A 24,457-nucleotide genomic window follows, 5' to 3' on the forward strand; every position below is an offset into this window, starting at 1 on the left:
GGCGGCAAAAGGACAGGGCACAGATAGTGCAACGCGCAGGTCTCTCGCGACCTGTTCCGTGTACGTTGTTCGGGGCGGGCTGTTGCCGCGGCCGGGCTTCTTCGTTTTGCTAGAGCGGGGCTGATCGAACCAATGCTGCATGTACTTCTGACGCGCTTCAACATCGCCAGCCCCGGCCGCGAGGTGGCGATTCGGAACTCGCCGGGCTGGCTGGATCGGCGGTTTGGCCTGTTCGAGCAATTCTGTCTTCCCAGCATCGCGGGACAGACCGAGCGCAATTTCCACTGGCTGATCTATTTCGACAAGGACACCCCCGCCGAATTCCGCGAACGGATCGAGCGCGATCGCCAGATCTTCAACTTCACCCCTCGCTACGTGGGGATGTTCGACAAGGCGGTGATCGCAGAGGACGTGCGTGAGCTGGCGGCGCCCGGCGAACGGTTGATCGTTACCAGTCGGCTCGACAACGACGACGCGCTCTCCAGCGACTTCGTCGCGCGAGTGCAGGCGGCAGCTCAGGATGCCCCGGCGCAAACGGTGCTGAACTTCACCCAAGGCATCGCGATGCGGGGTGGGCGTCTGTATACCGCGAGCGATCGCAGCAATCCCTTCACCTCGCTGGTTGAGCGCGATCTCGGGGGTGTCGAGACGATCTGGGCCAAGCCGCACCATGAGCTCGGAGACAAGTGGACCATCGTCCAAGTGCCGAGCCAACCGCTGTGGCTGCAGGTGGTACACGGCGAAAACGTCACCAACAGGATCAAGGGCAAGCTAGTTTCCGACGTTGCAGTCATCGACTCATTCAAGATCCGCGGCGATGTCGCGGCAGAAAAGGTGAGCGCAGTCGGTGTACTAGTGGATCACCTGATGATGTCACCAATTCGCGTAGTGCGCGAAGCTGCAATCAAGCTGGTCAAACCGCTAGTCGTGGCTATCCGCGATCGTTAACTCGTGCTCCGAAATTTGGCAGATGATGAGCACGGATTTCGGGGCAGCAGGCGGTTCGACGCAAGGGCTGGGACCCATAGTCGGGATTTCGTTGGCGCAAGGGAAGTGACTCACCCTCCACGTTGACGTGGAAGGTAATTTGCCGGGGGAGTTCTGGCGGAGCGACGATCAGCGGGGTCGGCTAACCGCTGTTGCCCAACAAGCCGCGAGGTGCGCCGCCGGTTCACGGCCGTCGGGTGATCAGTGGCATCGTCCTGTGCTGCAGGCGGGTTGCCGTTGGAAGGACGCGGACGCCTATGATCCGTGCAAGACGCTGTTCAATCGGCACAAGCGTTCGTCGGAAAGGGCGTTTGGCAGGCGGTGTTTGAAGCGCCGGCCGCTGCCGGCGGACCACCGGCTGAGGTCCTGATCGACAGCACGCATGTGAAGACTCACCGTTCGGCTGTCGCTGGAAAGGGGGGCATACGCCCAGGTGATCGGCATCAGCCGAGGCGGGCGCAGAACGAAGATACATGCCCCCGCCGACGCCGAAGGCAAGCCGCTCGCCTTCCTCGTGATTCGTTCAAGCGACCGACTGTCGGGCAGCGGAGACGTTGCACGACAGCCTGCCAGCCCGCGGCATCGTCCATGCCGATCGCGCCCATGATCCCAACCGTATCCGGGAGCTCAGCGACTGGCGGGGTGCTGTTCCCAACACGCCCCCCAAGGCGAGCCGACGCTGGAAAGCTGCTTCAGCCGCAGCCTCTACAAGGGCCGCAACGCCATCGAGCGCAAATTCTGCCCCCTCGAGGACTGCCGACGCCTCGCCAAGCGCTATGACCACACCGCCGCCATTTCCTTTGCAGTATCCGCCAGGGTCATGTTGTTCTTGTGAGCCCCAGTCCTTGACCAGCAAGCCCGTGTCGCTGCCGTTAGATCAGCCGACGAAGCACGACGGCCAGTGACTCCTGCCAAACCGGCGCACGGTAGCCGAAAGTATTTGCGAAGTGCGTGCAATCCAGGCGCGAATTTGCCGGGCGCTTGGCGGGAGTCGGGTAGCTGGAGCTGGGAATGCCGGTCACCGCGGCGCGCGGGCCGCCACGTGTGGCGCTTTCCGCGAATATAGCGCGGGCGAAGTCGGCCCAGTTGGCCTCACCCGATCCGGCGAAATGATACAGGCCGCTGGTGGCGCCGTGCTGCTGCCAGTGCCCGACCACCTTCAGGATCGCCGTGGCGATGTCGAGCGCCGAACTGGGGCAGCCCTGCTGGTCTTCAACCACGTTGAGCGCATCGCGCGTCTCGGCGAGCCGAAGCATCGTCTTGACGAAGTTGTTGCCGAATGGGCTGTAGACCCAGGCAAGCCGGATCACGGCGTGAGTAGCGCCGGAAGCCTGCACCGCCTGCTCGCCGGCCAGTTTGGTTGCGCCATATACGCCGAGCGGGCCGGTGGGATCGTCCTCGCGCCAGGGGCGGTCGAGGCTGCCGTCGAATACATAATCCGTCGACAGATGGATGATCGGCGCGCCGATCTTCGCCCCCGCGCGCGCCAGCACGCCGGGGCCGTCGCCGTTGATCGCCATCGCCAGCTCGGGCTCGCTCTCGGCCTTGTCGACCGCAGTGTAGGCAGCGGCCGACACGATCAGTTCGGGCTGGATTCGCGCCACCGCGGCCTCGATCGTCTCCGGCTTGGCAAGATCAAACTCGGGATAGCTGGTGAAGACCAGATCATGGCCCTGCGCCTGCTCCGCAAGCGACTGGGCGACCTGGCCATCATGTCCGGTGATGAGGATACGCATCAGGCGGTCTGGCCCAGGCGCTCGCCGGCATATTTGCCGGAGCGGATCGGGCCCCACCACCACTCATTCGCGAGATACCAGTCGATCGTCGCGGCGATGCCGGTGTCGAAATTCTCCTCGGCCTTCCAGCCCAGTTCAGTCTCGAGCTTGGTCGCATCGATCGCATAGCGACGGTCATGGCCGGGGCGATCGGTGACGAAGGTGATCAGCTCGCGGCGCTTGCGGCCGTCGGCGAGGGGAATGCGCTGGTCGAGCAGGTCGCAGATCGTCTCGACCACCTGGAGGTTGGTCCGCTCGTTGCGGCCGCCGACATTGTAGCTCTGGCCGACCTTGCCGGTCGTCGCGATCGTCGCCAGCGCCTTGGCGTGGTCGTCCACATACAGCCAGTCGCGGATATTCTCGCCCTTGCCGTAGACCGGCAGGGGCTTGCCTTCGAGCGCATTCAGGATCGTCAGCGGGATCAGTTTCTCGGGGAAGTGGAACGGCCCGTAATTGTTCGAGCAGTTCGACAGCACCACGGGCAGGCCATAGGTGTGACCCCAGGCGCGGACCAGATGGTCGCTCGCCGCCTTCGACGCCGAATAGGGCGAGGAGGGATCATAGGGCGTGTCTTCGGTGAAGATGCCGCTGTCGAACGGCAGGTCGCCGAACACTTCGTCGGTGGAGATGTGGTGGAATCGGAACGCATCGCGCTTCTCGCCTTCCAGACCGCGCCAATATTCGAGCGCCGACTGGAGCAACTTGAAGGTGCCGACGACATTGGTCTCGATGAACTCGCCCGGGCCGTCGATCGAGCGATCGACATGGCTCTCGGCGGCGAGGTGCATCACCACATCGACCTGCTCCTCCCGCAGCAGCGGCAGGATCGTCGCGGTGTCGGCGATGTCGGCATGGACGAAGCGATAGTTGGGGGCGTTCTCGATCGCGGTCAGCGAGGCCGGGTTGCCGGCATAGGTGAGCTTGTCGAGATTGATGACGCGCGCGCCCTGCCGGACGAGGTGGCGCACCACCGCCGAGCCGATGAAGCCGGCGCCGCCGGTGACGAGGAAGGTCTGCTGCTGCATGGCTCAGCCCTGATAGAAGAAGGGGGTGTTGAAATCGGCGAAAGACGGCGCGACGGCATCCTTCTCGGACAGGACCGGCGCCACGCCGATGTCCGGCCAGGCGATGGCGAGATCGGGATCGTCCCAGCGAATCGCCATTTCCTCGTCCTTCGCGTAGCGCGCGCTGACCTTGTAGAGGATCTCGCAATCCGGAACGAGCGTCATGAAGCCGTGCGCATAGCCGGCCGGAACCAGCAGCTGGTTCCACTTCTCCGCCGACAGCTCGACGCCGACCCAGCGGCCATAGGTGGGCGACCCGCGGCGAATGTCGACCGCGACGTCGAAGATCGCGCCGCGCAGCACCCGCACCAGCTTGGCCTGGGCGAAGGGCGGGGCCTGGAGGTGCAGGCCGCGGATCGTGCCGGGCTGGGCGGAAAAGCTCTGATTATCCTGCACCCAGCGTGCCTCGACGCCTTCGGCATCGAGCACAGACTGCTTGAACACCTCGGAGAAGAAGCCGCGGTGATCGCCATATTTCGGCGGCGTAAACTCGATCACGCCGGAAAGTTCGTGATGATGGACCTGGGTCATGCCGTCGCCGCCACCTTGCGGAGATAGGCGGCATAGCCGGTCTTGCCGAGCCCGGCGGCGCGCTTGAGCAGGTCGTCGGCGCCGAGCCAGCCGGCTTCGAAGGCGACTTCCTCGGGGCAGGCGATCTTCACGCCAGTACGATGCTCCAGGGTGCGGACGAACGAGCCGGCCTCGTGCAGGCTGTCATGCGTGCCGGTGTCGAGCCAGGCATAGCCGCGTCCGAGGCGGGTAATGTGGAGGTCGCCGCGCTCCAGATAGACGCGGTTTACGTCAGTGATCTCGAGCTCGCCCCGTGCGGAGGGCTGGATCGACTTGGCGATGTCGACCACGTCCTTGTCGTAGAAATAGAGGCCGGTGATCGCCCAGTTGGACTGAGGATTGGCGGGCTTCTCCTCAACGCTGGTGGCGACGCCCGTTTCCGGATCGAAGGCGACCACGCCGTAGCGTTCGGGGTCATCCACATGATAGGCGAACACATTGGCGCCGCCCTGCGCTGCCTGCGCGGCAGCTGCCTTGCAGCGCTCGCCCATTTTTTCGCCGTGATAAATGTTGTCGCCCAGGATCAGTGCGCTGGGCTCGTCGCCGACGAAATTTGCACCGATGATGAACGCTTCCGCAAGACCATTCGGCGACGGCTGCTCGGCATAGCTGAGGTTGATGCCGAAGGCGGAGCCATCGCCCAGCAGTGCCTGGAACATCGGCAAATCGCGAGGGGTGGAAATGATCAGGATATCGCGGATCCCCGTCAGCATCAGCACCGACAGAGGGTAGAAGATCATCGGCTTGTCATAGACGGGAAGCAGCTGCTTCGAGATCGACAGCGTTGCGGGGTATAGGCGCGTGCCACTGCCTCCCGCAAGGATGATGCCCTTCATTCAATAATCCCCCATGGGGCGGGCTGAGCCCGCAACTACTATGAAACGACAGATGTGGAAGTGAGGTGGATGTCAACCCGCTGGCCACCACGAAGACGCTGGGGCGCTTCAGAATGCGTTGGAATGCACGATAACCCGCAGCGTCTTGAACAGGATGGTGATGTCACGCCAGATGTCCCACCCGTCGATATATTCCATGTCCGCCTGGAGGCGGTTGGTCAGGTCGACGCGGCGATCGGTGGCGCCGCGGAAGCCGCGCACCTGAGCAAGCCCGGTCATTCCCGGCTTGAGCGTGTGGCGGTGCCAATAGCGCTCGTCGATTTCCCAGAACAGATGGTCGGCGGCGCGCGAGCCGAGCGCGTGCGGGCGGGGCCCGACCACGCTCATGTCGCCCCGCAGCACGTTCAGCAGCTGCGGCAGCTCGTCGATGCTGGTCTTGCGGATGAACCGGCCGACCTTGGTGATGCGATCGTCGTCGCGGCTGGCCGAGACATTGCCGTTGGCGTCGCACAGCGTGACGCGCATCGAGCGGAACTTGAGGATCTTGAACAGCCGGTTGCCGCGGCCGACACGGTCCTGCGCGAACAGCACTGGGCCCGGGCTCTCCAGCTTGATCAGGATCGCGACGAGGATCATCAGCGGCGCCAACGCCATTACGGCAGGCACGGTGATCGCGAGGTCGAGCGCGCGCTTCTTGGCGCGGTTCGGCATGCTCAGCGGCCCCTGCGAGACGACCAGCGTATCCTTGCCATCAAACGAATCCACGCCGATCGCGCCCAGCGCATTGAACTGGGGAACGAGGATCTCGCCCTTGATGTTCATGCCCTTGAGCAGCAGCGCCCAAACAGCGCGGTGCTCCTCGGTGCAGGCGACCACCACCCGGTCGAAGCCGACCACCGTGGTGCCCAGCCGGTGCAGCATCTGCGGATCGCGCGGATTGGGCGACAGGTTGATGATCCGTGCATCGAGCGCGACGGCATTCCCGGCGACGTCCAGCGATACGCCGTCGATGATCACCAGCTCGTCCAGCAGCTTTCCGCCCGTTACTGCCCGGACGTGTCGGCGAAACAGCAGTCGGCCAGTGGTGAGGAAGACCAGCGCCAGCATTGCCCCCTCGGCCAGCTGCACGCGGGACAAGGGAAGTTCGGCAGTAAGCATGTAGCTGCCGAGCAGCACGACGAAGATCGAGAAAAAGAACGCGGAAAAGATGTTCTTCACCCCGCTCACCGGGTAGCGGAGGCAGGTCAGCGAGTAGGTGCCGCTGGCGAGCGCGGTCCCCAGCGTGACCGGCAGCAGGAACACGCCGACGTTGATTCCCGCGAGCGATAGCCAGTTGCCGTCGCGCGTGCAGGCCGCGATGTAGAAACCAGCCATCAATGCCATGCTGTCGAGCAGCAGTAGCTCGGTGTACAGCATCATCCGCAGGGTCGAGCGGCGCCAGATGGGAGCCGTTGCCGGTGCGATCCGGGCATGGGCCCGAAGCTGCTCCTCAAAGGCGCGCTGTGCTTCGAAAGCGTTCATGGCCTCATCGGGCTCCCTCAACGAAATCTGCACGCTGACAGCGGCCGAGTCGGCCTGTTGCACTGCATTATAATGGGACGGATTGCGACCCGAAAGTGTCCGTTTCCACCAAACGGTGTGTTTTTGGGACCGGAATTCAACAAGATCGCACCCTACTTTGCTGGCAGTGACGAAGGGTCAACCCGCATATACGCGTGAGCCCCGAGCAAATATCCCTGCAAACCGACATTATTTGCCGTATTTCGGTGAAGAAGCGACCGAGCGGGGGTTTATCCGCAATTTTGAGCCGTGATCAAGGGCGGCTTCGGACACGCTGCAGCCACCGGGCGCTTCATCTTCGCAGCTGCAGCACATTTCTGATCTGAAATTGCTGCAATGCACCTCAAAATCCCTGGTCCGTCGCGGTTGTTCCGGAGGCGTGTTACGCCGATCCGCTTTACGATCCTCTAATGGAGCAGGCCGCAAGGCCGTGCAGACCAGCAAGCCATCGCGGGGAAGGGCGATGACCTACGCATAAACCACAGAAACATCTGGCTTAATCGAGTCTTTACCAGCCTTCTTCATCATGCCTCCGGTTAGTAGCGCCATGGAGGCAGAGTTCCGGAAATGACACGCGACGAGATGCAGGCCCACCTGCAGAGCGCTTTCGCTGGCCCGCCGGCCGCGGAAAGCGAGGCCGAGCTGCGCGAATCCGGGCTGGTGGCGCTTTCGCTGCTGCTCGGCGTCCACAATATCGCGATCACGCCCGAACAGCTGCGCCATGCGCTGGGGCACGCCGAGGCGCCAACCGCGGACGACCTGATCCTCCTCGCCAAGCGCCAGCAGGGCGTGCGCGCCAAGGCGGTGGAGGTGCCGCGCGGCGGGCTGGCCCGCCAGCCGCTGCCCGCGATTGCGGACGGACCCGACGGATGGTTCGTGATCGGCGGCCTGACCGAACATGGCGTGATCATCCAGCGCCCAGGATACGCGCCGGAGCAGGTCGATCGCGACGGGTTGGATGCGATCTGGTCCGGTACGCTGGTGCTGCTCACCACCCGCGCGGTGGCGGGGCGTCCACTGCGATTCGGCTTCTCCTGGTTCACCGCGCAGTTCGTGCGTTATCGCAAGCTGTTCCTCGAGGTTCTGGGCATTACCCTTGCGCTGAACCTGCTGGGCCTCGCCGCCCCGCTCCTGTTCCAGAGCGTGATCGACAAGGTGCTGATCCACAACAGCATGAGCACGCTGAGCGTGCTCGCCTTCGCCTTCCTGGCCGTGTCGGTGTGGGAAGTGGCGCTGGGCTGGATCCGTACCCGGCTGTTCACCGAGACCGCGCAGAAAATCGACGTCGAGCTCGGCGCGCGGCTGTTTCACCACCTGCTGGCGCTGCCGCTGCAATATTTCGAGAAGCGTCGGGTGGGCGACACCGTCACCCGCGTCCGCCAGCTCGAGACGATCCGCGAGTTCCTTACCAACGCCTCGTTGACGGTGATGGTCGATCCGCTGTTCACGCTCGTCTTCCTGGCGGCGATGCTGTTCTATTCGCCGATGCTCTCCGGCATCGTGCTGGTCTCGCTGATCGCCTACGCCATCGTTTCGTTCAGCGTTGCGGGGCCGCTCCGTGCCCGCGTCGAGGACAAGTTCGAGAAGAGCTCGGCCAGCAATGCGCTGCTCGTCGAGAGCGTCTCGGGTATCCACACGATCAAGGCGACCGCGGTAGAGCCGCACTGGCAGAATCGCTGGGAACGCCAGCTCGCCGCCTATACCGCCTCCTCGCAGCGGCTGATCAACACCGCCAATACCGGCAGCCAGACCATCGAGCTGATCTCCAAGCTGAGCTTCGCCGCGATCCTGTTCTTCGGGGCCCAGGCGGTGATCAGCGGCGCGATGAGCGTCGGCGCGCTGGTTGCGTTCAACATGTTTGCGCAGCGCGTCTCCGGCCCGGTGATCCGCATGGCGCAACTGTGGCAGGACTTCCAGCAGGTCCGCATCGCGATCGAGCGGCTGGGCGACGTGCTCAACCATCCGGTCGAGCCGCGCCCAGCCTCCGCCGCGACGCTGCCCGTGCTGCACGGCGCGATCCGCTTCGAGAATGTCAGCTTCCGCTATGCCGAGGACCAGCCGCCGGTGCTGAGCGACATCACGCTCGACATTCCGGCGGGGAGCTCGCTCGGCATCGTCGGCTCGTCCGGCTCGGGCAAGTCGACGCTGGCCAAGCTGCTCCAGCGGCTCAACCTGCCGAGCAACGGCCGCGTGCTGGTCGACGAGGTCGACCTGGCCCAGCTCGATCCGGCGTGGCTGCGTCGCCAGATCGGCGTGGTGCTGCAGGAGAATCTCCTGTTCAGCCGCACGATCCGCGAGAATATCGCGCTGTCCAATCCCGCCATGCCGTTCGAGCACGTCGTGGCGGCCGCAACGCTCGCCGGCGCGCACGACTTCATCCTGCGCCAGCCGCGCGGCTATGATACCGAGATCGTCGAGCGCGGCGTGAACCTGTCGGGCGGCCAGCGCCAGCGGCTCGCCATTGCGCGCGCGCTGGTCGGCAATCCTCGAATCCTGGTATTCGACGAGGCGACTTCCGCGCTCGATGCCGAGAGCGAGGAGCTGATCCAGAACAACCTGCGCGCGATTTCCGCGGGCCGCACGCTGGTGATCATCGCCCATCGCCTTTCGGCCGTGCGCGGGTGCGACCGGATCATCACGCTCGAACAGGGCCGCATCGTCGAGAGCGGCCGCCACGACGAACTGCTGCGCCTGGGCGGCCGCTACGCCGACCTGCACCGCCGCCAAAGCGGCTATGGGGAGATTGCCGCATGAACGCCGTCGTCACCATGGGCCGCACCGGCCCGCTGTCGCGGATCCGCGGCACCGTGCTGCCCGCCCGCACGGTCGATTACGACACGGAATTCCTGCCCGCCGCGCTAGAGATCATCGAGCGGCCGGTCTCACCCACCGCGCGGCTCACCGCCAAGGTGATGCTGGCGGGGCTGGCGATCACCGGCGCCTGGCTGGCGATCGGCAAGGTCGAGGTCGTCGCACCGACGCAGGGGCGGATCGCGCCGATCGGCGAGACCAAGATCGTCCAGTCGCCTGAATCGGGCATTGTCCGCCGTATCCTGGTGGGCGAGGGGCAGAAGGTCGCCCGGGGCCAGGTGCTGATCACGCTCGATCCGACGATGAGCGCGGCCGAGGCGGCGCAGGCCAAGGTGGCGCTGGTGACCGCGCAGCTCGACGCTGCGCGCAACCAGGCGATCATCGACGCGCTGGACGGCAAGGGCTTCCGCTTCGCGGCACCTGCAGGGGCGAGCCCCGCCGAGGCGGCGACGCACCGCGACCTCGCTCGAGCCCGGCTCGGGCAGATCGAGGCGGCGTTCGCCGGCGGCCGTTCCGACAGCGGCGCCGCCGTCTCCGCCGCCGCCGAGGCGCAGGCGCAGGTGCGCAAGCTCGAACAGGCGCTGCCGCTGCTCGAGCAGCAGGTCGCCGCCAACGAGGCGATGGCCGCCAAGGGCTATGTCTCCAAACTTCGTGTCGTCGAGCTGCGGCGCCAGCTGATCGTCGAGCGGCAGGACCTGAGCGCCGCGCGCGCTGCGGTCATGAAGCTTGGTCAGCAGTCGCACAGCGCCAGCAGCCTCTCCGCCAAGACGCGGGAGGAAGCACGAGCACAGGTGCTGCAGGATCTGGTGAAGGCCGAAGCCGAGGTGCGCGCCCGCAGCGAGGACGTCGCCAAGGCGACGCTGCGCAGCTCGTTCCGCGAACTGCGCGCGCCGGTGAGTGGCACCGTTTCCCAGCTGCAGGTCCATACCGAAGGCGGGGTGGTGGAAGGCGCCAAGCCGCTCCTGTCGCTCGTGCCGGACAAGGCCCGGCTGGAGGCCGAGGTGATGGTCGCCAACAGCGACATCGGTTTCGTCCGCACCGGCATGCCGGTGAAGGTGAAGCTGCAGGCGTTCCCGTACACGCGCTACGGCATGATTCCCGGCACGGTAGTGGGCATCAGTCCCGAGGCCGTGCAGGTGAAGGAGGGCGAGCCGCCGATCTACAAGGCGCGGATTGCGCTGGATCGCAGCTATGTCGTCGCCAATGGCGGGCAGGTTCCGCTGCGCCCCGGCATGGTCGCTAGCGCGGACATCGTCACCGGCAAGCGCACGCTGCTCAGCTATCTCGTCGGGCCGGTGCTTGAGACAGGGAGCGACGCGCTGCACGAGCGGTGAGACGGGATGTTGCCGGTGCGTAATAGTATTTGCGCACCGGCAACTCCGTAAAACTGCAATGCACCTGTCTCGGCCGTGCCAAATCAGGAAGTGCTGAGAATATCGCAGATACTTCCCGCGCGCGAAGCGCGCTAATCGGCCCCCCACGTCAAAAGCCGGACGACTACCTTCATGGGGAAGGGGTCGCGGGCTTCGTTCAAGGAGGGGGTTCCCATGCGCCTGTTTTCCATCGCGGCTCTTGCCGCCGCACTCGCCGCGTCGCCGGCCGTTGCTGCACCCGATCCCGCCGCGGGCCTGCAGGCCCTGCGCGAGCTGAACCTTGTGGTGTTCGACACGCTGACCACCAACGGGCAGGAAGTCGAAGGGCGCACGTTTGTCGGCGCGCTGGCGGCTGCCAACTTCACCAATTTCGGCATCGGCAACAGCAACCAGGGTGCCGCGGCTTCGTCGTTCGACGTGCTGAGCGTGGTGGGCAACGCCACCGGTTCGTTCCGCCTGAAGGCGGGATATCAGAACGGCGCCAATGGCATTGTCGGCACGACGGCGCGCGTCGGCGGCAATGTCGGTTCGATGGACTTCAACACGGCGGGCGGCGTGAACGGCGCGCTCGTTGCGGGTGGCAATCTCACCGCCTCGTTCAACATCAACAATAACAGCGTGCGCTATGGCGGCAGCGCCGTGGGCGGCCTCAACGGCGCGGTGAAGGACGGCAGCCTGGCCGCCGGTGGCGCGAACGACGTGGCGGCCGCGCTCCAGGTGCAGATGGGCGCGCTCCAGGCAAACCTGACCGGCCTCTCGACCCTGCTCGCCAAGATGCCGTCGCTCGCCACCATCACCTCGACCGTGGCCCCGCTCGACTATTCGGGTGCGCAGAACGGCTTTGCCGTGTTCACGATGACCGAGGCGGCGTTCGAGAATCAGAATGCCAATTTCGACACCCTGTTCACGGGCATGCCGAGCGGCATGACGACGATCATCAACGTGCTGGGCACGAACCTGGTCGAGCAGGGCAACCTCAACAGCAAGTCGCTCAACCAGACGGTGATCTGGAACTTCAACGAGGCGCAGAGCCTCTCGCTGAAGGGCTTCCACGGCAGCGTACTGGCGCCGAACGCCAGCGTGTCCAACAGCAGCGCGCTGGAAGGCAGCATCGTCGCCCGCAACTTCACGCTGAACGGCGAGATCCATCTGGGCACCTATAATGGCACCGGCAGCTTCCTCACGCCGCCCTCGGGTGTGCCGGAACCGGCCACCTGGGCCATGCTGCTCTTCGGCTTCGGCGCGCTGGGCGCGATGGTTCGCCGCCGGCGGGACATGCTGGCAGTCGCACACTGATAGGCAGGCGCGCCGGGAGGTCGGATCGTCCTCCCGGCTCGGCTTCGGGACGGAAGCGCCCGCCCCCATGGCGAAGGGCCTGGAGCAGCGCGACGAGACCCCGCCCGGGGGCACGTGCCCGATATGCGGCCGGCGCGTTCATGAAGATCAGAAAGGAAGGGGGGTAACGGCGGCGTTGCCCCCATTTTTCGTTCAGGCGCTTGCGCGGTGATGCGGCTCGATGGCCTGCGTCATTCGGGTGCCGAGCAGCGGGCGCAGCACACGCGGGTCAAGCGTCTTCACCAGCTCGCGGGCGAAGTCGAGATTGGCAGCCAGCCCGTCTGCCGCCTCACTGGTCACCGTGGAGATGCGCACCAGCACGCCGTCGACGATCCAGCCTGCCAGCTGGCTCTTCAGCCGTGCCAGCAGCTGCTCATTGCCGGACTGGGGCAGATATTCGCCGACGCGTGCCCAGTAGAGGATCTGCTCTGTGCGGTTATAATTGGTCGCGGTAAGGGCGCGGCCGGGGATCGACACCTGGTCCGCCACCGGGATCATCTGCGCGTGGCTCTCCAGCACCGTGAAGCCGAAGAAGGGGTAGCATACCTCCGGGCGGTGCAGCTGCAACAAATCGGTCTGGGCGTTGCCATAGGCGATCAGCAGCATCACCGTGGTCCCGTCGGGCCGTGAAAAGGCGCGGCTGACCACCTGGTTGTACAGCTTGTCCTCCAGGCTGCCCTCGCGCGGCGGTGCGATCAGCGCCCCGGCGTCCTCTGCCTTCCAGGCACCGAAGGCCTTGGGCATCAGCGCGTCGAGCTTGGTTGCGCCGAGCAGGTCCATACGCCGATGCGGCTTGAGTCCGAGCGAGGCGCCAGCCGCGGCGAAGCAGCCGCCGCCGATCAGCAGGTCACGCCGGTTGAACATGGGACCTCCGATGCAGGTACAGCTGCGCTTGCTCGACGACCCAGTCGATCGCGAAGATGCCCAGCAGCGCGACCACGAACATCACCATGCCGGTGGAGACGTGGAGGAAGCTCTGCGCCGCCTCGTCACCCAGGTGATACGTGATCAGCACGAGAATGATGATGCGCAGGATGTTGGTGACCACCGCGACCGGAATCACCAGCGCGGCGATGAACAGCGCGTAGCGCCAGGACGGCTTGTTCTTGATGTAGATGTACAGGAGCGTCACGACGACCAGGCTCGAAAGCGACCGCAGGCCGGAGCACGCATCCTCCACCAGCAGCTGGTACGGGCCGACAAATAGCGTCACGCCCTGCCGCAGGATCGGATAGTCGAACCAGGAGAGCAGGCTGGTCGCCACATGGGAGACGAACTCCTTCAGCGGGGCGGTCACGCGGTCCACTGCCCAGCCCGGGGGCGGTACCAGGAAGAACAGCCACAACACCGGGAACCAAGCCGCGCGCAGCGCCCTTCCGCCGAAATAGAGATAGCCGGTGGTGATCACGGCGCCGACCAGGCCGAACGTCTCGACGCTGATGAAGTCGAAGACGCGCCCCAGCGTATAGACCCCCAGCGACAGCAGCAGGAACAGTGTGCCGATGAGGAGGTTGCCGGGCGCGCGCAGCTCCTCGATCACACTGCGCTGCCGCGCCAACATCCAAGCGCCGGTGGCGAGCACGATCGGGCCGTGCACGCCGCCTTCGGCGCTCCACACCTGGCGACCCAGGGTGATGAAGGTCGGGATGGCGAGCGCCAGCAGGCCGGCGACGGCGAACCAATAGCCACCTCCCGTCCTGCCTTGCTGCCGCTCGAGAGCGGTGGCGGTCATGTGGTCCAAATCAATAGCCGTTCAGCACACAGCCGACGACATTGGTACGGTCCGCCCGCAGCGTGCGGGTGAGCGTGTTCACGTCGCGGATATAGCTGGTGTCCTTGCGGGCCACGATCATCGCATAGCCGGCGACGTTGGCGACGCGCTGCGCATCGGCGCAGGTGTTCGCCGCCGTCGTGTCAAAGATCGTGATGTCGAATTCGCGGAGCAGCTGGGTCGTCACGTCCCGGAACTGTTCGGACGAGAGCAGTTCCTGTGGACTGTGGTCGACATGGCCGGCGGGGATGATCGACAGCTGGTCCAACCCAGTCGGGTGGATGATCGAGGCCAGCTCGACATCGCCTGACGACAGGTAATCGGCGAGGCCCGGCTTGGCCGGATCGATCCCGAAAGCGGCGCCGACAGTCGGGGCGCGGAGATTGGCATCGACCAGCGCGGTCTTGATGCCGATCTGTGCGAGCGCGGTCGCGAGGTTGATCGCGACGAAGCTGCAGCCGGCGCCTTCAGAGGCGGCGCACAGCGCCAGGGCGCGGCGACCCTCGCGCAGGTGCTGCGCGACGATGCGAGTGCGCAGCGCGCGGATAGCTTCGGCTTCGATGCCGGTCGGATCGGACAGGACGAGCTGGTATTCGAGCGCGCCGGTGGTGTCCGGCGTGGTCGGTACGGCGCTCGGACGATCGCCTTCGGGCAGCGGTTCGGGCGTGGTCATCGCGTCCATTAGTTTACTGCAGCTCCGTGCGATTCGGCGGTTGCGCCGAGAGTTTCATGGGCGCGGCGAAGGCGGGCGGCAAGCGAGGCACGGCTCTGCACCACGCCCAGCACCGGCGCGTCGACCGCGGCTTCGAGGTCCTCGGGGCTGCGCACCCGGCGACCAAGCAGCTCGACCAGCAGCGCGACGAGCAGACCCAGGCCGAGGCCGAAGCCGGCGGCACCGCCGATGATCATCGGCACCTTCGGATAATAGGGCGAATCTGGTGCACTGGCTTCGCTCAGCGTCGACATGCCGGTGTCGTTGCTGCTCGCCTCGAGACGGAGGTCCGCAACGCGCTGTGCGGCCTTCATATACTGGTCCTGCTTCAGCGCGACGTCGCGCTGAAGCTGGGCAAGCTGATCGACTTCCTGACGGTTACCAAGCACACGGGCGCGCTGAGCATTTGCCGCGCTCTCAATCGCGCTCTGCGCCGAGCCGGCACCGCCAGAGGCCTGGCTACGCTCCTGCGCTGCCGCCTTGGCGTAGACCGAGCGCTGGCGCTGCAGTGCCTGGAACGCCGGGTGGTTGGGGCCGAGATTGGTCGCGGCCTGCTGGATCTGCTGGTCGATCTGGGCAAGCTGCAGCTGCGCGGGGCCCATGCCGCCAGCGGCGACGACCGGGGCGGCCGGCACTGCCGACTGGCCCTGGAGCTGCGCAAGCTTCTGGGTATCGAGGTCGGAACCGGTCTCAGTCATCACGATGCCCGACTTCTTCACGAAGGCGGTGCGGGCCTCGACCGAGGCGAGCAGGGCCTGCCGTGCCGACTCGGCCTGCTGTGCGTACCAGTCCGCCGACCTGGTCGCTGCTGCGCGCTTGGCGGCGAGCGACTGCGCAAGGAAAGCGGTGCGGATCATGTTGGCGATCCGCTCGGCGCGGTCCGGCGAACTGTCCGAATAGGAAATCTCGAGGATGTTGCTCCCCTCGATCACGTTCGCGCTCGTGTTGGCGATGATCTGCTTGGACAGCCAGCGCCGGATATCGCCGGTGCTTGCCGCGGGCGATGCGTTGAACGCCGCGATATTCGCCGGATCATTGGCCCAGCCAAGCTCGTCGACCACGCGGCCGGCGGTGGCAAAGTCTTCGATCAGCTCTGTCTGGGTCTGGACAAAGGCGCGCATGTACTGCGAGCTCATCACCTGTCCCGTTATCGGATCGGGCTTGAAGGTGTCCAGCACCAGCCGAGTGGTCGCCCGGTAGCGTTCGGGAAGGAACTGTACCACCAGCGTGGCAGTGGTGACACAGACGAGGAACGCCGGGAGGATGATCCACCGGCGTACCCAGAGAATGCGGAAAAATTGTACGATATTCACTGGTGCGCCTCGTCAGCTGCCAACATTGCCAAGATCAGAACAATCGCTCGCCGATGACGATCGTGTCGCCGGGCTTGATTAGATCGTCCATTTTCAACCTGATCTCCTGGCCGTCGCGCGTGACCTTGACTCGCTTGATCGACCCTGCCGGCCCGAGACCCCCGCCCTGCGCTACCGCACGGCGGAGAGTCATGTCGGCCCGAAGTGGATATACACCCGGCGCGTTTATTTGACCATAAATGTAGAATCGCTCGACTTCCGGCACGAACACCTTGTCGCCGGCGGTCACCGTGGGATCGTCCTCCGGTCCGCCCTGGGCGAGCTTCTTGTAGTCGAGCTTCAGGCTCGTGCCGTCGGCGCGCGTGAGTACGACATAATCGGCAGCATCGGCCTTCAGGCCGCCTGCGCGTGCGATGATCTCCGACACGTGATAGCCGCGATCCACCGGCTGCAGCCCGGCCCCACCGACCTGGCCCAGCACCGTGACATAGTTGCTGACGAAGTTGACGATGTCGACGCTGACGATCGGCTTGGCGTAATAGCCACCCGCCTTCAGAAGCCCCTCGATCTTCTTTACCAGCGAAACCGATGTCTCACCCTTCACCGGGACCGGACCGAGATAGGGCAAGGTGATCGTGCCGTCCGCCTGGACACGCGCGCGGGTCTTGAAGTCGCCCTGGCCGAGAACATCGACTTCCAGCACATCGTCGACGCCGATCTTGTAGCCAACCGGCGCCGATCCTGAGGGGATCGGCGCGGGAATGGTGCTGGTCTGCGTTGGGGCGGCAGGTGCCTGCTGCTGCTGGGCCTGGGGCGCGGTCGGCCGCGGCCGGGGCGGGGCGGGCGTCGCGATCTGTGCCGCAGCCGGTGCAGCGAGCGCCGCCATGCCGGCGAGCGCGGAGACAAACATAAACCTACTCTTGTCGTACATGGATACGGCCCTTGTCAGAGCGCCAGCGACGCCGATAGACCGACGCGCTTGGCATGAAATTTGAGGAGGCGGGTACTCGACGTCCGTTCATTATAGCTTGCGTTCAAGCTAAAACGCAGCCGTCGAGTCGCGTTGTAGGACGCATTCGCACCCAGCGACAATATGTTGTCGTTGCCCGAAATCGGGGCGCCTTGGAAAAGCGTGGACGAGGCGTAGTCGCGCCACGTCTTGCTGGCGTTCAACGATACCTGGGTGCGGGCGTTGAGTTCGTGCGTGATCGTTCCCGAAAGCCCCGTCATGATCTCGTAGCTGACGAAATAGATTGCCGCGGGCTGCGCAGCCCGCGAACCGGAAACCTTCACGGTGAACAAATCCGCCTTATACAGCGCGGAGAGGTCGAAGCCGAGGCCGGAAAAACCGCTCGTTCCGGGAAGGCGGGGATCCACCTTGGTGTAGTTCACCGAACCGCGCAGATCCAGGCGGCCGGAGATGTTGCGTTCCAACTGAAGGCCGGCGGCATAGCTCTTCAAGCCGTCCCGGCCCACGACACCCGGCGCCTGCAGTCGATGGATATAGACGCTGTTGGCATAGCGGCCAAAAATCGAAATTGTGCCGAGCGACGGGGACTGCAGGCCAAGCTGCACGGTGAGGGCATCGGTATTCGCGTCGGCATATGCGCGGGTCGCCTGGCTGTTGCGAACTTCCGTCCGCGAATAGGCGACCGCGGGGCGCAGCCCATAGGCGCCGCCGCAACCGACATCTGCGCTGTATTGGCGCGCTTCCTCGACGTTATTGAAGCTATCCGGGGCATCGAGCGCATACAGCGTCGAAAGGTCGCTGATCCTCCGTTGATAGCCGAGTTCACCATGCACGAGGCACGATGAAAGCCGCTGATCGGCGCCACCCGTCAGCGAGATGTTCTCCCGGTTAAGGTTCGTGTATTTCTTGTAGAAGCTGTAGCCCACCGAGCCGGCCAGATAGGTGCTGCCCGTGGCGCGGGGCAGCACCACACTGAGATCGAGCGACGGCGACGCCGTGATGTCGCCGCTGCTTCCGCCGCGGCTGATTCGCGGGTCGTTCGCGACGACATTGTCGTTATATTCGATAGTCCCAGCCGCCCGTATGTCGACCTGCCGCTCGCCGCCGCTGGGGCGGGCAGTGAAGGCGCTGCGCTGCGCCAGTGCGGGCTGTGCCGATGCTGCAGTCGCGAACAGCGCAACGAGGCGGCACGACCGCGCCAGGCGGCCCGACGGCCGCAATTTTCCAGCCTGTTGAATGTCGTGTACTTGCACGATGGTCCCCCCGGGTGCTCGCTTCATTACCAATGGCCTCCTGTACAAGCAACCGGACAACGCCTTGGCAAAGGCGCCGGAACCTGCCCTGGCTCTGTCCCCCGACCGCTCCCCATGCAGGTAGCGTCGAGCCAGGCGCAAACTCCCATTTCGAGGCGGTGGTTGCTTAACGGTGCCTTATCACATCTTGGGGCATCTAGCGAGTTGCGTCGCGCGCTGCTAGTGCAGCTGCGAACGACGCGGGAAATCATTTGATTCCTGCGGCGAATGGAAAGGACATGCATGCAGACGCCATATGATTGGGTCACTATCGCGATATTCGCCGGCCTGATCGTTATCTTCCTGCAACGTTCGCAGGCTGATTCGGTTGTCCGCGACACGATGATCAGCTATTTGCCGCCGGCGATAGGCTGCGCCGTTGCGAACTATCTGGGGAACGAGAACTATCACGTGTTCGCAATCCTCACGATTGTGCTGGTGCTTGCGTACATCGCGTTCGTGATCAAGCCGTACGAATTCATCAAGCGTCGCTGAAGCAGGCTGCGCCGATTCGCGAAGAGGATGTCCCGAGGCAGTAGCCCGGGGTAGCCACGGTTTTCCGTCGGCGAATTTTATTAAGAGGTGATCGAGTGGCTTTAGGTTCCGCGCTGAAGTTCTTGTGGCCGTTCGGGCGCCGCGACATGGCGGAGGACGACGGTTATTTTCCGATCGCCGCCACCGTGGTGCCGCATCGGGATGCGCATGGCGGCAGCCGCCAGCGGCCCGATTTCCCCACCTTCCGCGCCTCCGCGCTGGATCGTCCGCTGGATCGCCGCCGGGAGGAGCGCCGGGAAATCACGCGTGCACGCTTCGCGCTGGCGACGTATTTCACGCCTACCCAGCCGGTGGCCGACCGGTCGAGCTTCGCCGGGCGACTGGGTGTCCTGGCGCGCCTGATCTCGTCGATCGAGAGCCAGCGGAGCCACGTGGTTCTCTATGGTGAGCGCGGTATCGGCAAGACCTCGCTGCTGCACGTGCTGGCGGATGTTGCGCGCGAGAGCAGCTATATCGTCAGCTACGCGACCTGCGGTGCCAACGCCAACTTCCCGGACCTTTTCCGTGCCGTGCTGCAGGACGTGCCGCTGTTGTTCCACCGCGACGTGGCGCCCAACGCCGGCGAGGCGGAGGGCGGCGGCAGCCTCGCGGCTCGCTTGCCTGCCGGTACCTTCGGCGCTGGCGAACTGGCTGATCTCTGCGCGGATATCACCGGCACGCGGGTGCTGATCGTTCTCGACGAATATGATCGGGTGGCCGATACCGCCTTCCGCCAGCAGGTCGCCGAACTGATCAAGAATCTTTCGGACCGCTCTGCGCGCGTCCAGCTGGTGATCGCGGGTGTCGCCTCGAATCTCCAGGAACTGATCGGCTATGTGCCCTCGATCCGCCGCAACGTCATCGGCCTGCCGATGCCGCGGCTGGAGGAGAGCGAGGTGCAGGAGATGATCGCGCTCGGCGAAGTCGCCTCGGGCGTAAAATTTGATCCGAACCTGACCAGAATCATCCATCTGCTGGCGCTGGGCTCGCCGTATTTCGCGCGGCTGCTCTGCCACCACGCGGCGGTAGAGGCGCTCGATCAGGGCCGGCTGACCGTCGACCAGGGGCATCTGCGGCGCGCGCTGGATGCTGCCATCGTCGAAATGGAAGGGCGGATGGCTCCGCGCACCGTGCTGGACATGCGCAAGTTTGTCGGCGGGCGCTATGATCCGCTGCTCGCCGCGCTCGGCGAGGCGTCGCGCTCGATCGATGGCTGGTTCGGCGGTCGCGCGATCGTGGACCTGCTGCCCGGCGCCACGGTGACGGCACAGCAGGTCGAGCAGGAACTTGCCGGCCTAACGACGCAGCTTGGTCTGGAGACGGAAGTGCAGGACGGCGAGCGCCGCTTCCGCTTCACCGATGACACGCTGCCGATCTACCTGTGGCTGATGGTCGGCCGTCTGCGGCTCGACAGCGGCACGCTGGAAGACGTGCTGGCAACGGTATGACGATGCAGGCAGCGAGGGGGCGGCCCCCTCGCTGCCGCGGGTTCAGATCCTGATCCCGATCGACTGAAGCAATCCGGCGCCGCCCCGCCAGCTACGCAACGCGATCAGGGCGCCTAGCGCGCGCAAGCGCGCGCCTCGGGTGCCGGGCGTCCGCACGATCCGCATGAAATCGGAAGGGATGAACACCGGTTGCAGGGCGGATCGCGCGACCCAGCGCATCCTGCCGCGTGGCTGTTCCAGGTTCAGCAGGAACATCTCGCGCTGTATCCGGCGCGTCTTCTTGAGCAGCGCAGGCCAGTCTGGTCGCGGCGGATGGCCCACCGAGGCCTCGCCGCAATAGGCGATGGTCATGCCGAGGCGAAGGGCACGGCGGCACCATTCGACGTCTTCGGAAACCCCGGTGCGGAACCCGCCGACCCGCTCGAAATCTTCTCGCCGCACGAACAGGTTGGCAGTGACCGTGAACTGCGCGTGACGGACATAGCGTTCATTGTCGAACGCCAGCGCCAGTTCGAGTGCGGCGCTGCCGGTCAGCTTGCCCGCGGGCGGCAGCACGAACATGTGGCCGCCGATGAACATCCCCGGCTTCACCATCGCGGCGCCTGCCGCCAGCCAGCCCGGCTCGGCCACGCAGTCGCTGTCGATGAAGGCGAGAATCTCGCCGCGCGCTTCGGCCGCAGCGCCGTTGCGGGCGGGGCCTGCCCCCTTTTCGGCGACGGTGATCACGCTGGCGCGCCCGGCGACCACCGTTTCCACGGCCTCAAGGCCGCACGGCGAGCCATTGTCGCCGACGATGATCTCATAGGCGCCGCGATCGATCGTCTGCCTATCGATCGAATCGAGGCAGAGCGCGAGGCCGTGCAGGTCGTTGTAATGGGGAATGACGACGCTGATCCGCGGGGCGTTCATTGCTTGGTGCTCCACTCCGCCAGCAACTGCCGCAGCCGGTTGGCGAGCGCCGTCTGGTCGGTGGTCGCGAGCTTGGGCTCCGCCGCCTTGGCGGCGGCCACCGCCTCCCCGAGCTTGTTTTCGTCGCGCACGGCCTGGAGCAGCCCTCTGTCGGCAAAGGTCTGGGCGATCTCTTCCTGGTGATCGTCATAATGTTCGCCGAGGTCGAAACGGCGCGGGAAGGCGACGACGCGGCAGCCGGCCCGCAGGGCAGTGACCAGCGATCCCGTGCCGCCATGACAGATCACCATGTCGGCGTCGCGCAGCAGCAGCTGGAGATCGTCGAACGGGATGGTGCGACGGATCTCGACGTCGGGAATGCCCGGGTCCGCCAGGTCCTGATCGCCATATTGCAGCACCAGCTTGCCCGGCAGGCCGCCGGCGCGCTTGAGATCGAGCACCGCCTGCACCAGCCGCGGGAAGGGCAAGGTGGCGCCGACGGTGGCGAAGGTCAGCGCCTGTTTGGGCGGGCGCGGCGTGTCGAGCATCCGGAACGGATCGAACAGCTCGGCATCGGGCCAGGTCTGCTTGAGCGCGGCGGACTGGACGAAGGTCACGGTCGCCACGCCCTTCGCCATCTTGCCGAAGGCGGAAGGGTGGTGGAAGCGCGCGAAGCTCTCGATATGGACGAATTTTGCGCCTGCGAGCTTGGCAAGCAGCGCCGTGAAAAACACCGCGCCGGCGCCGGTCGAGATCACCACGTCGGGCCTGTGCCGGCGGACGATCGACAGGCTCTGCCGGAAGTTGCGCCATGCACCGCCGAGCATGTGCAGCGGATGACCGAGGCGCGCCTGACCAAGCGCATAATGCTCGACCAGTTCCACCGGATGCTTTTCGGCCAGGCTGCGGCCCAGCGCAGTATCTTCGGTGACGAAGAAATAGTCATGTTCCTTCCACACCGATTCCAGATCGAGGATCTGGCGCAGATGGCCGCCGCCGGAGGCAGCGAGGCACATCTTCAGCGGCTTGCCCGCATTTTGTTCCGTTGCGGTCGCGTCTGCCATGCCGTCCCCTTCGTACCATTTGTCTCCCGGCGGGAGTCATGCTGCGCTGCCAACACTATTGCGGATGCCCGCCCGCCCGAATAGGTTCAAGTAGAAGTTTGGGCCGTGCGCAATTCCGCGGCGGCGGGGAGGTTTTCATGAAGAAATGGTTCCTGGTGACGGCGGTGGCTGCGGCCGCGCTCGCCGTATCCGGATGCGGGGGCAAAGGCGGCAAGCTCGACAAGGGGCAGGTCGTCGCCAGCGTAGACGGCGACGAGATCACCATTTTCGAGCTGAATGCCGAGGTTCAGGCCTCGCCCGTGCCGCAGGGCACCGACCGCAAGCTGGCCGAGCAGCTGGCGCTGCAGCGCGTCATCGAACGGAAGATTCTCGCCAAGGTCGCCCGTGAGCAGAAGCTGGACAAGACCCCGGCCTTCCTGATTCAGGAGCGTCGCGCCGAGGAGCTGATCCTCACCACGATGCTGCGCGACAAGATCGCCGGCGGCATCGCCCAGCCGACCGACGCCGAGATCGCCCAGTACCAGACGGCGCATCCGGACCGGTTTGCGCAGCGCAAGATCTACAGCGTCGAGCAGATTACCTTCCCGCCGCCCAGCTCGGCGGACAAGTTCAAGCAGTTCGCGCCGCTGAAGACGCTGGACCAGTTGGCCGCCAAGCTGACGGCCGATGGCGTCCAGTTCCGCCGCGCGCCGACCCAGATCGACACTGCCGCGATGCCGCCGGAGATTGCCGGCAAGATTGCAGCGCTGCCTGCTGCCGAGATGTTCATCCTGCCGACCCAGCAGGGCCTGACCGCCAACGTGATTACCGCGACGACGGTGCAGCCGCTGCCCGCCGACCAGGCACGCGAGCTGGCGTTGAACACGCTGCGCAGCGAACGCTTCAGCAAGGCGGCCGACGCCCAGCTCAACGAGCGGCTGAAGAAGGCGCGCGCGACGGTGAAGTATCAGCCGGGCTATGGTGCGCCGCCGCAGCTGAACGCCGGCCCGGTCAAGCCGGCCGGGGCGCCGGCCGCTCCGGCGCAGAACGCGACCCAGTGATGCAAGGCGGGGGTGGGGGGCTTGTGCGCCGCCACCCCCGCAGTTGTTTGCGCTCTGCCGCGTCGGGAGGCTCCCGTGGCGTTGCTCAGCGGCCCTCGTTGCCGGTGCGGTAGCCGTACCACCAGCGCTGCCGCTCGCGGACGATCGGCGTCCAGGCCTGGCTCAGTGCCGCGAAACGCTCGCGCTTGGTTGGCGCCAGCCCTGCCAGCACCTTGCCGAACACGGCATATTTGAGCGCGGCAGCCCAGATTCCCCAGCCTGCGACGACCGCGCCGATGCTGCTGTAATGCTTGCGGGCATAGTGCATCCGGCCGATCGTCATGAACATGATCCGCCCGGCGGAGAGCGCGTCGCCGCTGCCGGCGTCGTGCATCACCTTCACGCCGGGGTCGACCAGCACGGTATAGCCCTTGTCGCGGATGCGTTTGAACAGGTCGACTTCCTCCGAATAGAGGAAAAAGCTCTCGTCGAACCCGCCGATCTCGCGCCACACATCGGCGCGCACCATCATGAAACCGCCGTTGAGCACGTCGACCGCGCCGTGTTGCGTGGCATCTTCCGGAAGGCCCCCGCGGCGCAGCCGACCGGCCGATACCACCGAAAGAACGAAGTCGGCGGGGGTGGGAAGGGCCAGGAAATTGGCGGCGTCCAGCTTGCCGCTTGGATCATAGGAGCGCCCGCCCCAGGCTGCTGCGTCGGGCGTAGAGCGGGCAAAGGCGACCAACCGATCGATGGCGCCGGGCTGCGGCACCGCATCCGGGTTGACCAGCAGCAGAAAGGGCGCGCGCGCATGTGCCGCGCAGCGATTGTTGCCGGCGCCGAAGCCGATATTGCCTTCCGACGGCACGATCCGCACCTGCGGCAGCTCGGCGCGCACCAGCGCTTCGGTATCGCCGCCGCCATTGTCGATCATCAGGATCTCGTGCGGGGTGGCCACCGCAGCCGCGGCGATGCCGTCTACGCACTGCCGGATGAAGGCAGTGGAATGATACGCGACCACCAGGATCGAGACATGCGGAGTTTCGTCGGCGCTCATGCGCTGGCTCTATCGTTTCCCGGCGTGGGCGTCGAGCGGAGACCAGTTGGGAGTCATAGCTCCCGTGGCATCCGCTAC

Annotated in this window: 21 protein-coding genes and 1 pseudogene; 8 read left to right on the forward strand and 14 right to left on the reverse strand. The window is 65.4% G+C overall.

Annotation, left to right across the window (positions count from 1 at the left end; all coding sequences use genetic code 11):
- The first annotated feature begins 132 nt into the window (after positions 1 to 132).
- Positions 133 to 948 (forward strand): glycosyltransferase, encoded by an 816-nt coding sequence (locus tag V7E00_RS02550; protein ID WP_333571115.1) that lies wholly within the window; start codon positions 133 to 135, stop codon positions 946 to 948.
- Between the two features lie 139 nt (positions 949 to 1,087).
- A pseudogene (locus V7E00_RS02555) lies at positions 1,088 to 1,822 on the forward strand (IS5 family transposase).
- 37 nt (positions 1,823 to 1,859) lie between these two features.
- On the opposite strand, the gene rfbD reads toward V7E00_RS02555, so the two are convergent.
- The 5 genes from rfbD to V7E00_RS02580 all read right to left on the reverse strand — a co-directional run bounded on the left by rfbD (position 1,860) and on the right by V7E00_RS02580 (position 6,753).
- Positions 1,860 to 2,723 carry a dTDP-4-dehydrorhamnose reductase gene (rfbD, locus tag V7E00_RS02560; protein WP_333571116.1) on the reverse strand — a complete coding sequence of 288 codons (864 nt, stop codon included), beginning with the start codon at positions 2,721 to 2,723 and terminating at the stop codon, positions 1,860 to 1,862.
- The gene (rfbB, locus tag V7E00_RS02565; RefSeq protein WP_333571117.1) at positions 2,723 to 3,787 is read right to left on the reverse strand and encodes a dTDP-glucose 4,6-dehydratase; all 1,065 of its coding nucleotides are present in this window, start codon (positions 3,785 to 3,787) and stop codon (positions 2,723 to 2,725) included. Before rfbB ends, rfbD begins: the two co-directional genes overlap by 1 nt.
- Before the next feature lie 3 nt (positions 3,788 to 3,790).
- Positions 3,791 to 4,357: a dTDP-4-dehydrorhamnose 3,5-epimerase gene (rfbC, locus tag V7E00_RS02570; RefSeq protein WP_333571118.1), complete on the reverse strand. Its 567-nt coding sequence runs from the start codon at positions 4,355 to 4,357 to the stop codon at positions 3,791 to 3,793.
- Complete coding sequence (rfbA, locus tag V7E00_RS02575) at positions 4,354 to 5,232, reverse strand: glucose-1-phosphate thymidylyltransferase RfbA (protein WP_333571119.1); 879 nt, start codon at positions 5,230 to 5,232, stop codon at positions 4,354 to 4,356. The genes rfbC and rfbA overlap by 4 nt, the downstream gene beginning before the upstream one ends.
- Before the next feature lie 108 nt (positions 5,233 to 5,340).
- Positions 5,341 to 6,753: an exopolysaccharide biosynthesis polyprenyl glycosylphosphotransferase gene (locus V7E00_RS02580; protein WP_333571120.1), complete on the reverse strand. Its 1,413-nt coding sequence runs from the start codon at positions 6,751 to 6,753 to the stop codon at positions 5,341 to 5,343.
- 606 nt (positions 6,754 to 7,359) lie between these two features.
- Here V7E00_RS02580 and V7E00_RS02585 point away from each other — a divergent pair.
- From V7E00_RS02585 to V7E00_RS02595, 3 genes are all read left to right on the forward strand, one after another.
- Positions 7,360 to 9,546 (forward strand): type I secretion system permease/ATPase, encoded by a 2,187-nt coding sequence (locus V7E00_RS02585; protein WP_333571121.1) that lies wholly within the window; start codon positions 7,360 to 7,362, stop codon positions 9,544 to 9,546.
- Positions 9,543 to 10,937 (forward strand): HlyD family type I secretion periplasmic adaptor subunit, encoded by a 1,395-nt coding sequence (locus V7E00_RS02590; protein ID WP_333571122.1) that lies wholly within the window; start codon positions 9,543 to 9,545, stop codon positions 10,935 to 10,937. The genes V7E00_RS02585 and V7E00_RS02590 overlap by 4 nt, the downstream gene beginning before the upstream one ends.
- 213 nt (positions 10,938 to 11,150) lie before the next feature.
- Positions 11,151 to 12,272 (forward strand): choice-of-anchor A family protein, encoded by a 1,122-nt coding sequence (locus V7E00_RS02595; protein ID WP_333571123.1) that lies wholly within the window; start codon positions 11,151 to 11,153, stop codon positions 12,270 to 12,272.
- Between the two features lie 192 nt (positions 12,273 to 12,464).
- Here V7E00_RS02595 and epsI read toward each other — a convergent pair whose 3' ends face one another.
- From epsI to V7E00_RS02625, 6 genes are read right to left on the reverse strand one after another with little or no spacing between them, the layout of a single operon-like run.
- Positions 12,465 to 13,175: an exosortase-associated protein EpsI, V-type gene (gene epsI / locus V7E00_RS02600; protein ID WP_333571124.1), complete on the reverse strand. Its 711-nt coding sequence runs from the start codon at positions 13,173 to 13,175 to the stop codon at positions 12,465 to 12,467.
- Entirely contained in the window at positions 13,159 to 14,043 is an 885-nt protein-coding gene (xrtV, locus tag V7E00_RS02605) for an exosortase V (RefSeq protein WP_333571125.1), read from the reverse strand. Before xrtV ends, epsI begins: the two co-directional genes overlap by 17 nt.
- 10 nt (positions 14,044 to 14,053) lie before the next feature.
- A complete protein-coding gene (locus tag V7E00_RS02610) occupies positions 14,054 to 14,755 on the reverse strand; it encodes a CpsD/CapB family tyrosine-protein kinase (RefSeq protein WP_333571126.1) in 702 nt (233 codons plus the stop codon).
- Between the two features lie 8 nt (positions 14,756 to 14,763).
- Complete coding sequence (locus tag V7E00_RS02615) at positions 14,764 to 16,107, reverse strand: GNVR domain-containing protein (protein WP_333571127.1); 1,344 nt, start codon at positions 16,105 to 16,107, stop codon at positions 14,764 to 14,766.
- Between the two features lie 34 nt (positions 16,108 to 16,141).
- Complete coding sequence (locus tag V7E00_RS02620; protein ID WP_333571128.1) at positions 16,142 to 17,017, reverse strand: SLBB domain-containing protein; 876 nt, start codon at positions 17,015 to 17,017, stop codon at positions 16,142 to 16,144.
- A gap of 35 nt (positions 17,018 to 17,052) precedes the next feature.
- Entirely contained in the window at positions 17,053 to 18,357 is a 1,305-nt protein-coding gene (locus V7E00_RS02625) for an outer membrane beta-barrel protein (RefSeq protein WP_333571129.1), read from the reverse strand.
- A gap of 255 nt (positions 18,358 to 18,612) precedes the next feature.
- Here V7E00_RS02625 and V7E00_RS02630 point away from each other — a divergent pair, with 255 nt between their 5' ends.
- Both V7E00_RS02630 and V7E00_RS02635 read left to right on the forward strand, forming a co-directional pair.
- Positions 18,613 to 18,864, forward strand: coding sequence for an XrtV sorting system accessory protein (locus V7E00_RS02630; protein ID WP_093294116.1), 252 nt, complete (start codon positions 18,613 to 18,615; stop codon positions 18,862 to 18,864).
- A 95-nt stretch (positions 18,865 to 18,959) separates the two neighbouring features.
- Entirely contained in the window at positions 18,960 to 20,351 is a 1,392-nt protein-coding gene (locus V7E00_RS02635; protein ID WP_333571130.1) for an ATP-binding protein, read from the forward strand.
- Between the two features lie 42 nt (positions 20,352 to 20,393).
- Here the strand turns inward: V7E00_RS02635 and V7E00_RS02640 are convergent, their stop codons facing one another.
- On the reverse strand, positions 20,394 to 21,260 hold the full coding sequence (locus V7E00_RS02640) for a glycosyltransferase family 2 protein (protein WP_333571131.1): 867 nt from the start codon (positions 21,258 to 21,260) through the stop codon (positions 20,394 to 20,396).
- Positions 21,257 to 22,303, reverse strand: coding sequence for a beta-1,4-glucuronosyltransferase WelK (welK, locus tag V7E00_RS02645; protein WP_333571132.1), 1,047 nt, complete (start codon positions 22,301 to 22,303; stop codon positions 21,257 to 21,259). Before welK ends, V7E00_RS02640 begins: the two co-directional genes overlap by 4 nt.
- Before the next feature lie 137 nt (positions 22,304 to 22,440).
- Here welK and V7E00_RS02650 point away from each other — a divergent pair, with 137 nt between their 5' ends.
- Positions 22,441 to 23,343, forward strand: coding sequence for an EpsD family peptidyl-prolyl cis-trans isomerase (locus V7E00_RS02650; protein ID WP_333571133.1), 903 nt, complete (start codon positions 22,441 to 22,443; stop codon positions 23,341 to 23,343).
- 85 nt (positions 23,344 to 23,428) lie between these two features.
- On the opposite strand, the gene V7E00_RS02655 is transcribed toward V7E00_RS02650, so the two are convergent.
- Positions 23,429 to 24,379, reverse strand: coding sequence for a glycosyltransferase family 2 protein (locus tag V7E00_RS02655; RefSeq protein WP_333571134.1), 951 nt, complete (start codon positions 24,377 to 24,379; stop codon positions 23,429 to 23,431).
- Positions 24,380 to 24,457 lie beyond the last annotated feature (78 nt).

Source organism: Sphingomonas sp., assembly GCF_036731925.1.
Taxonomy (GTDB): Bacteria; Pseudomonadota; Alphaproteobacteria; order Sphingomonadales; family Sphingomonadaceae; genus Sphingomonas.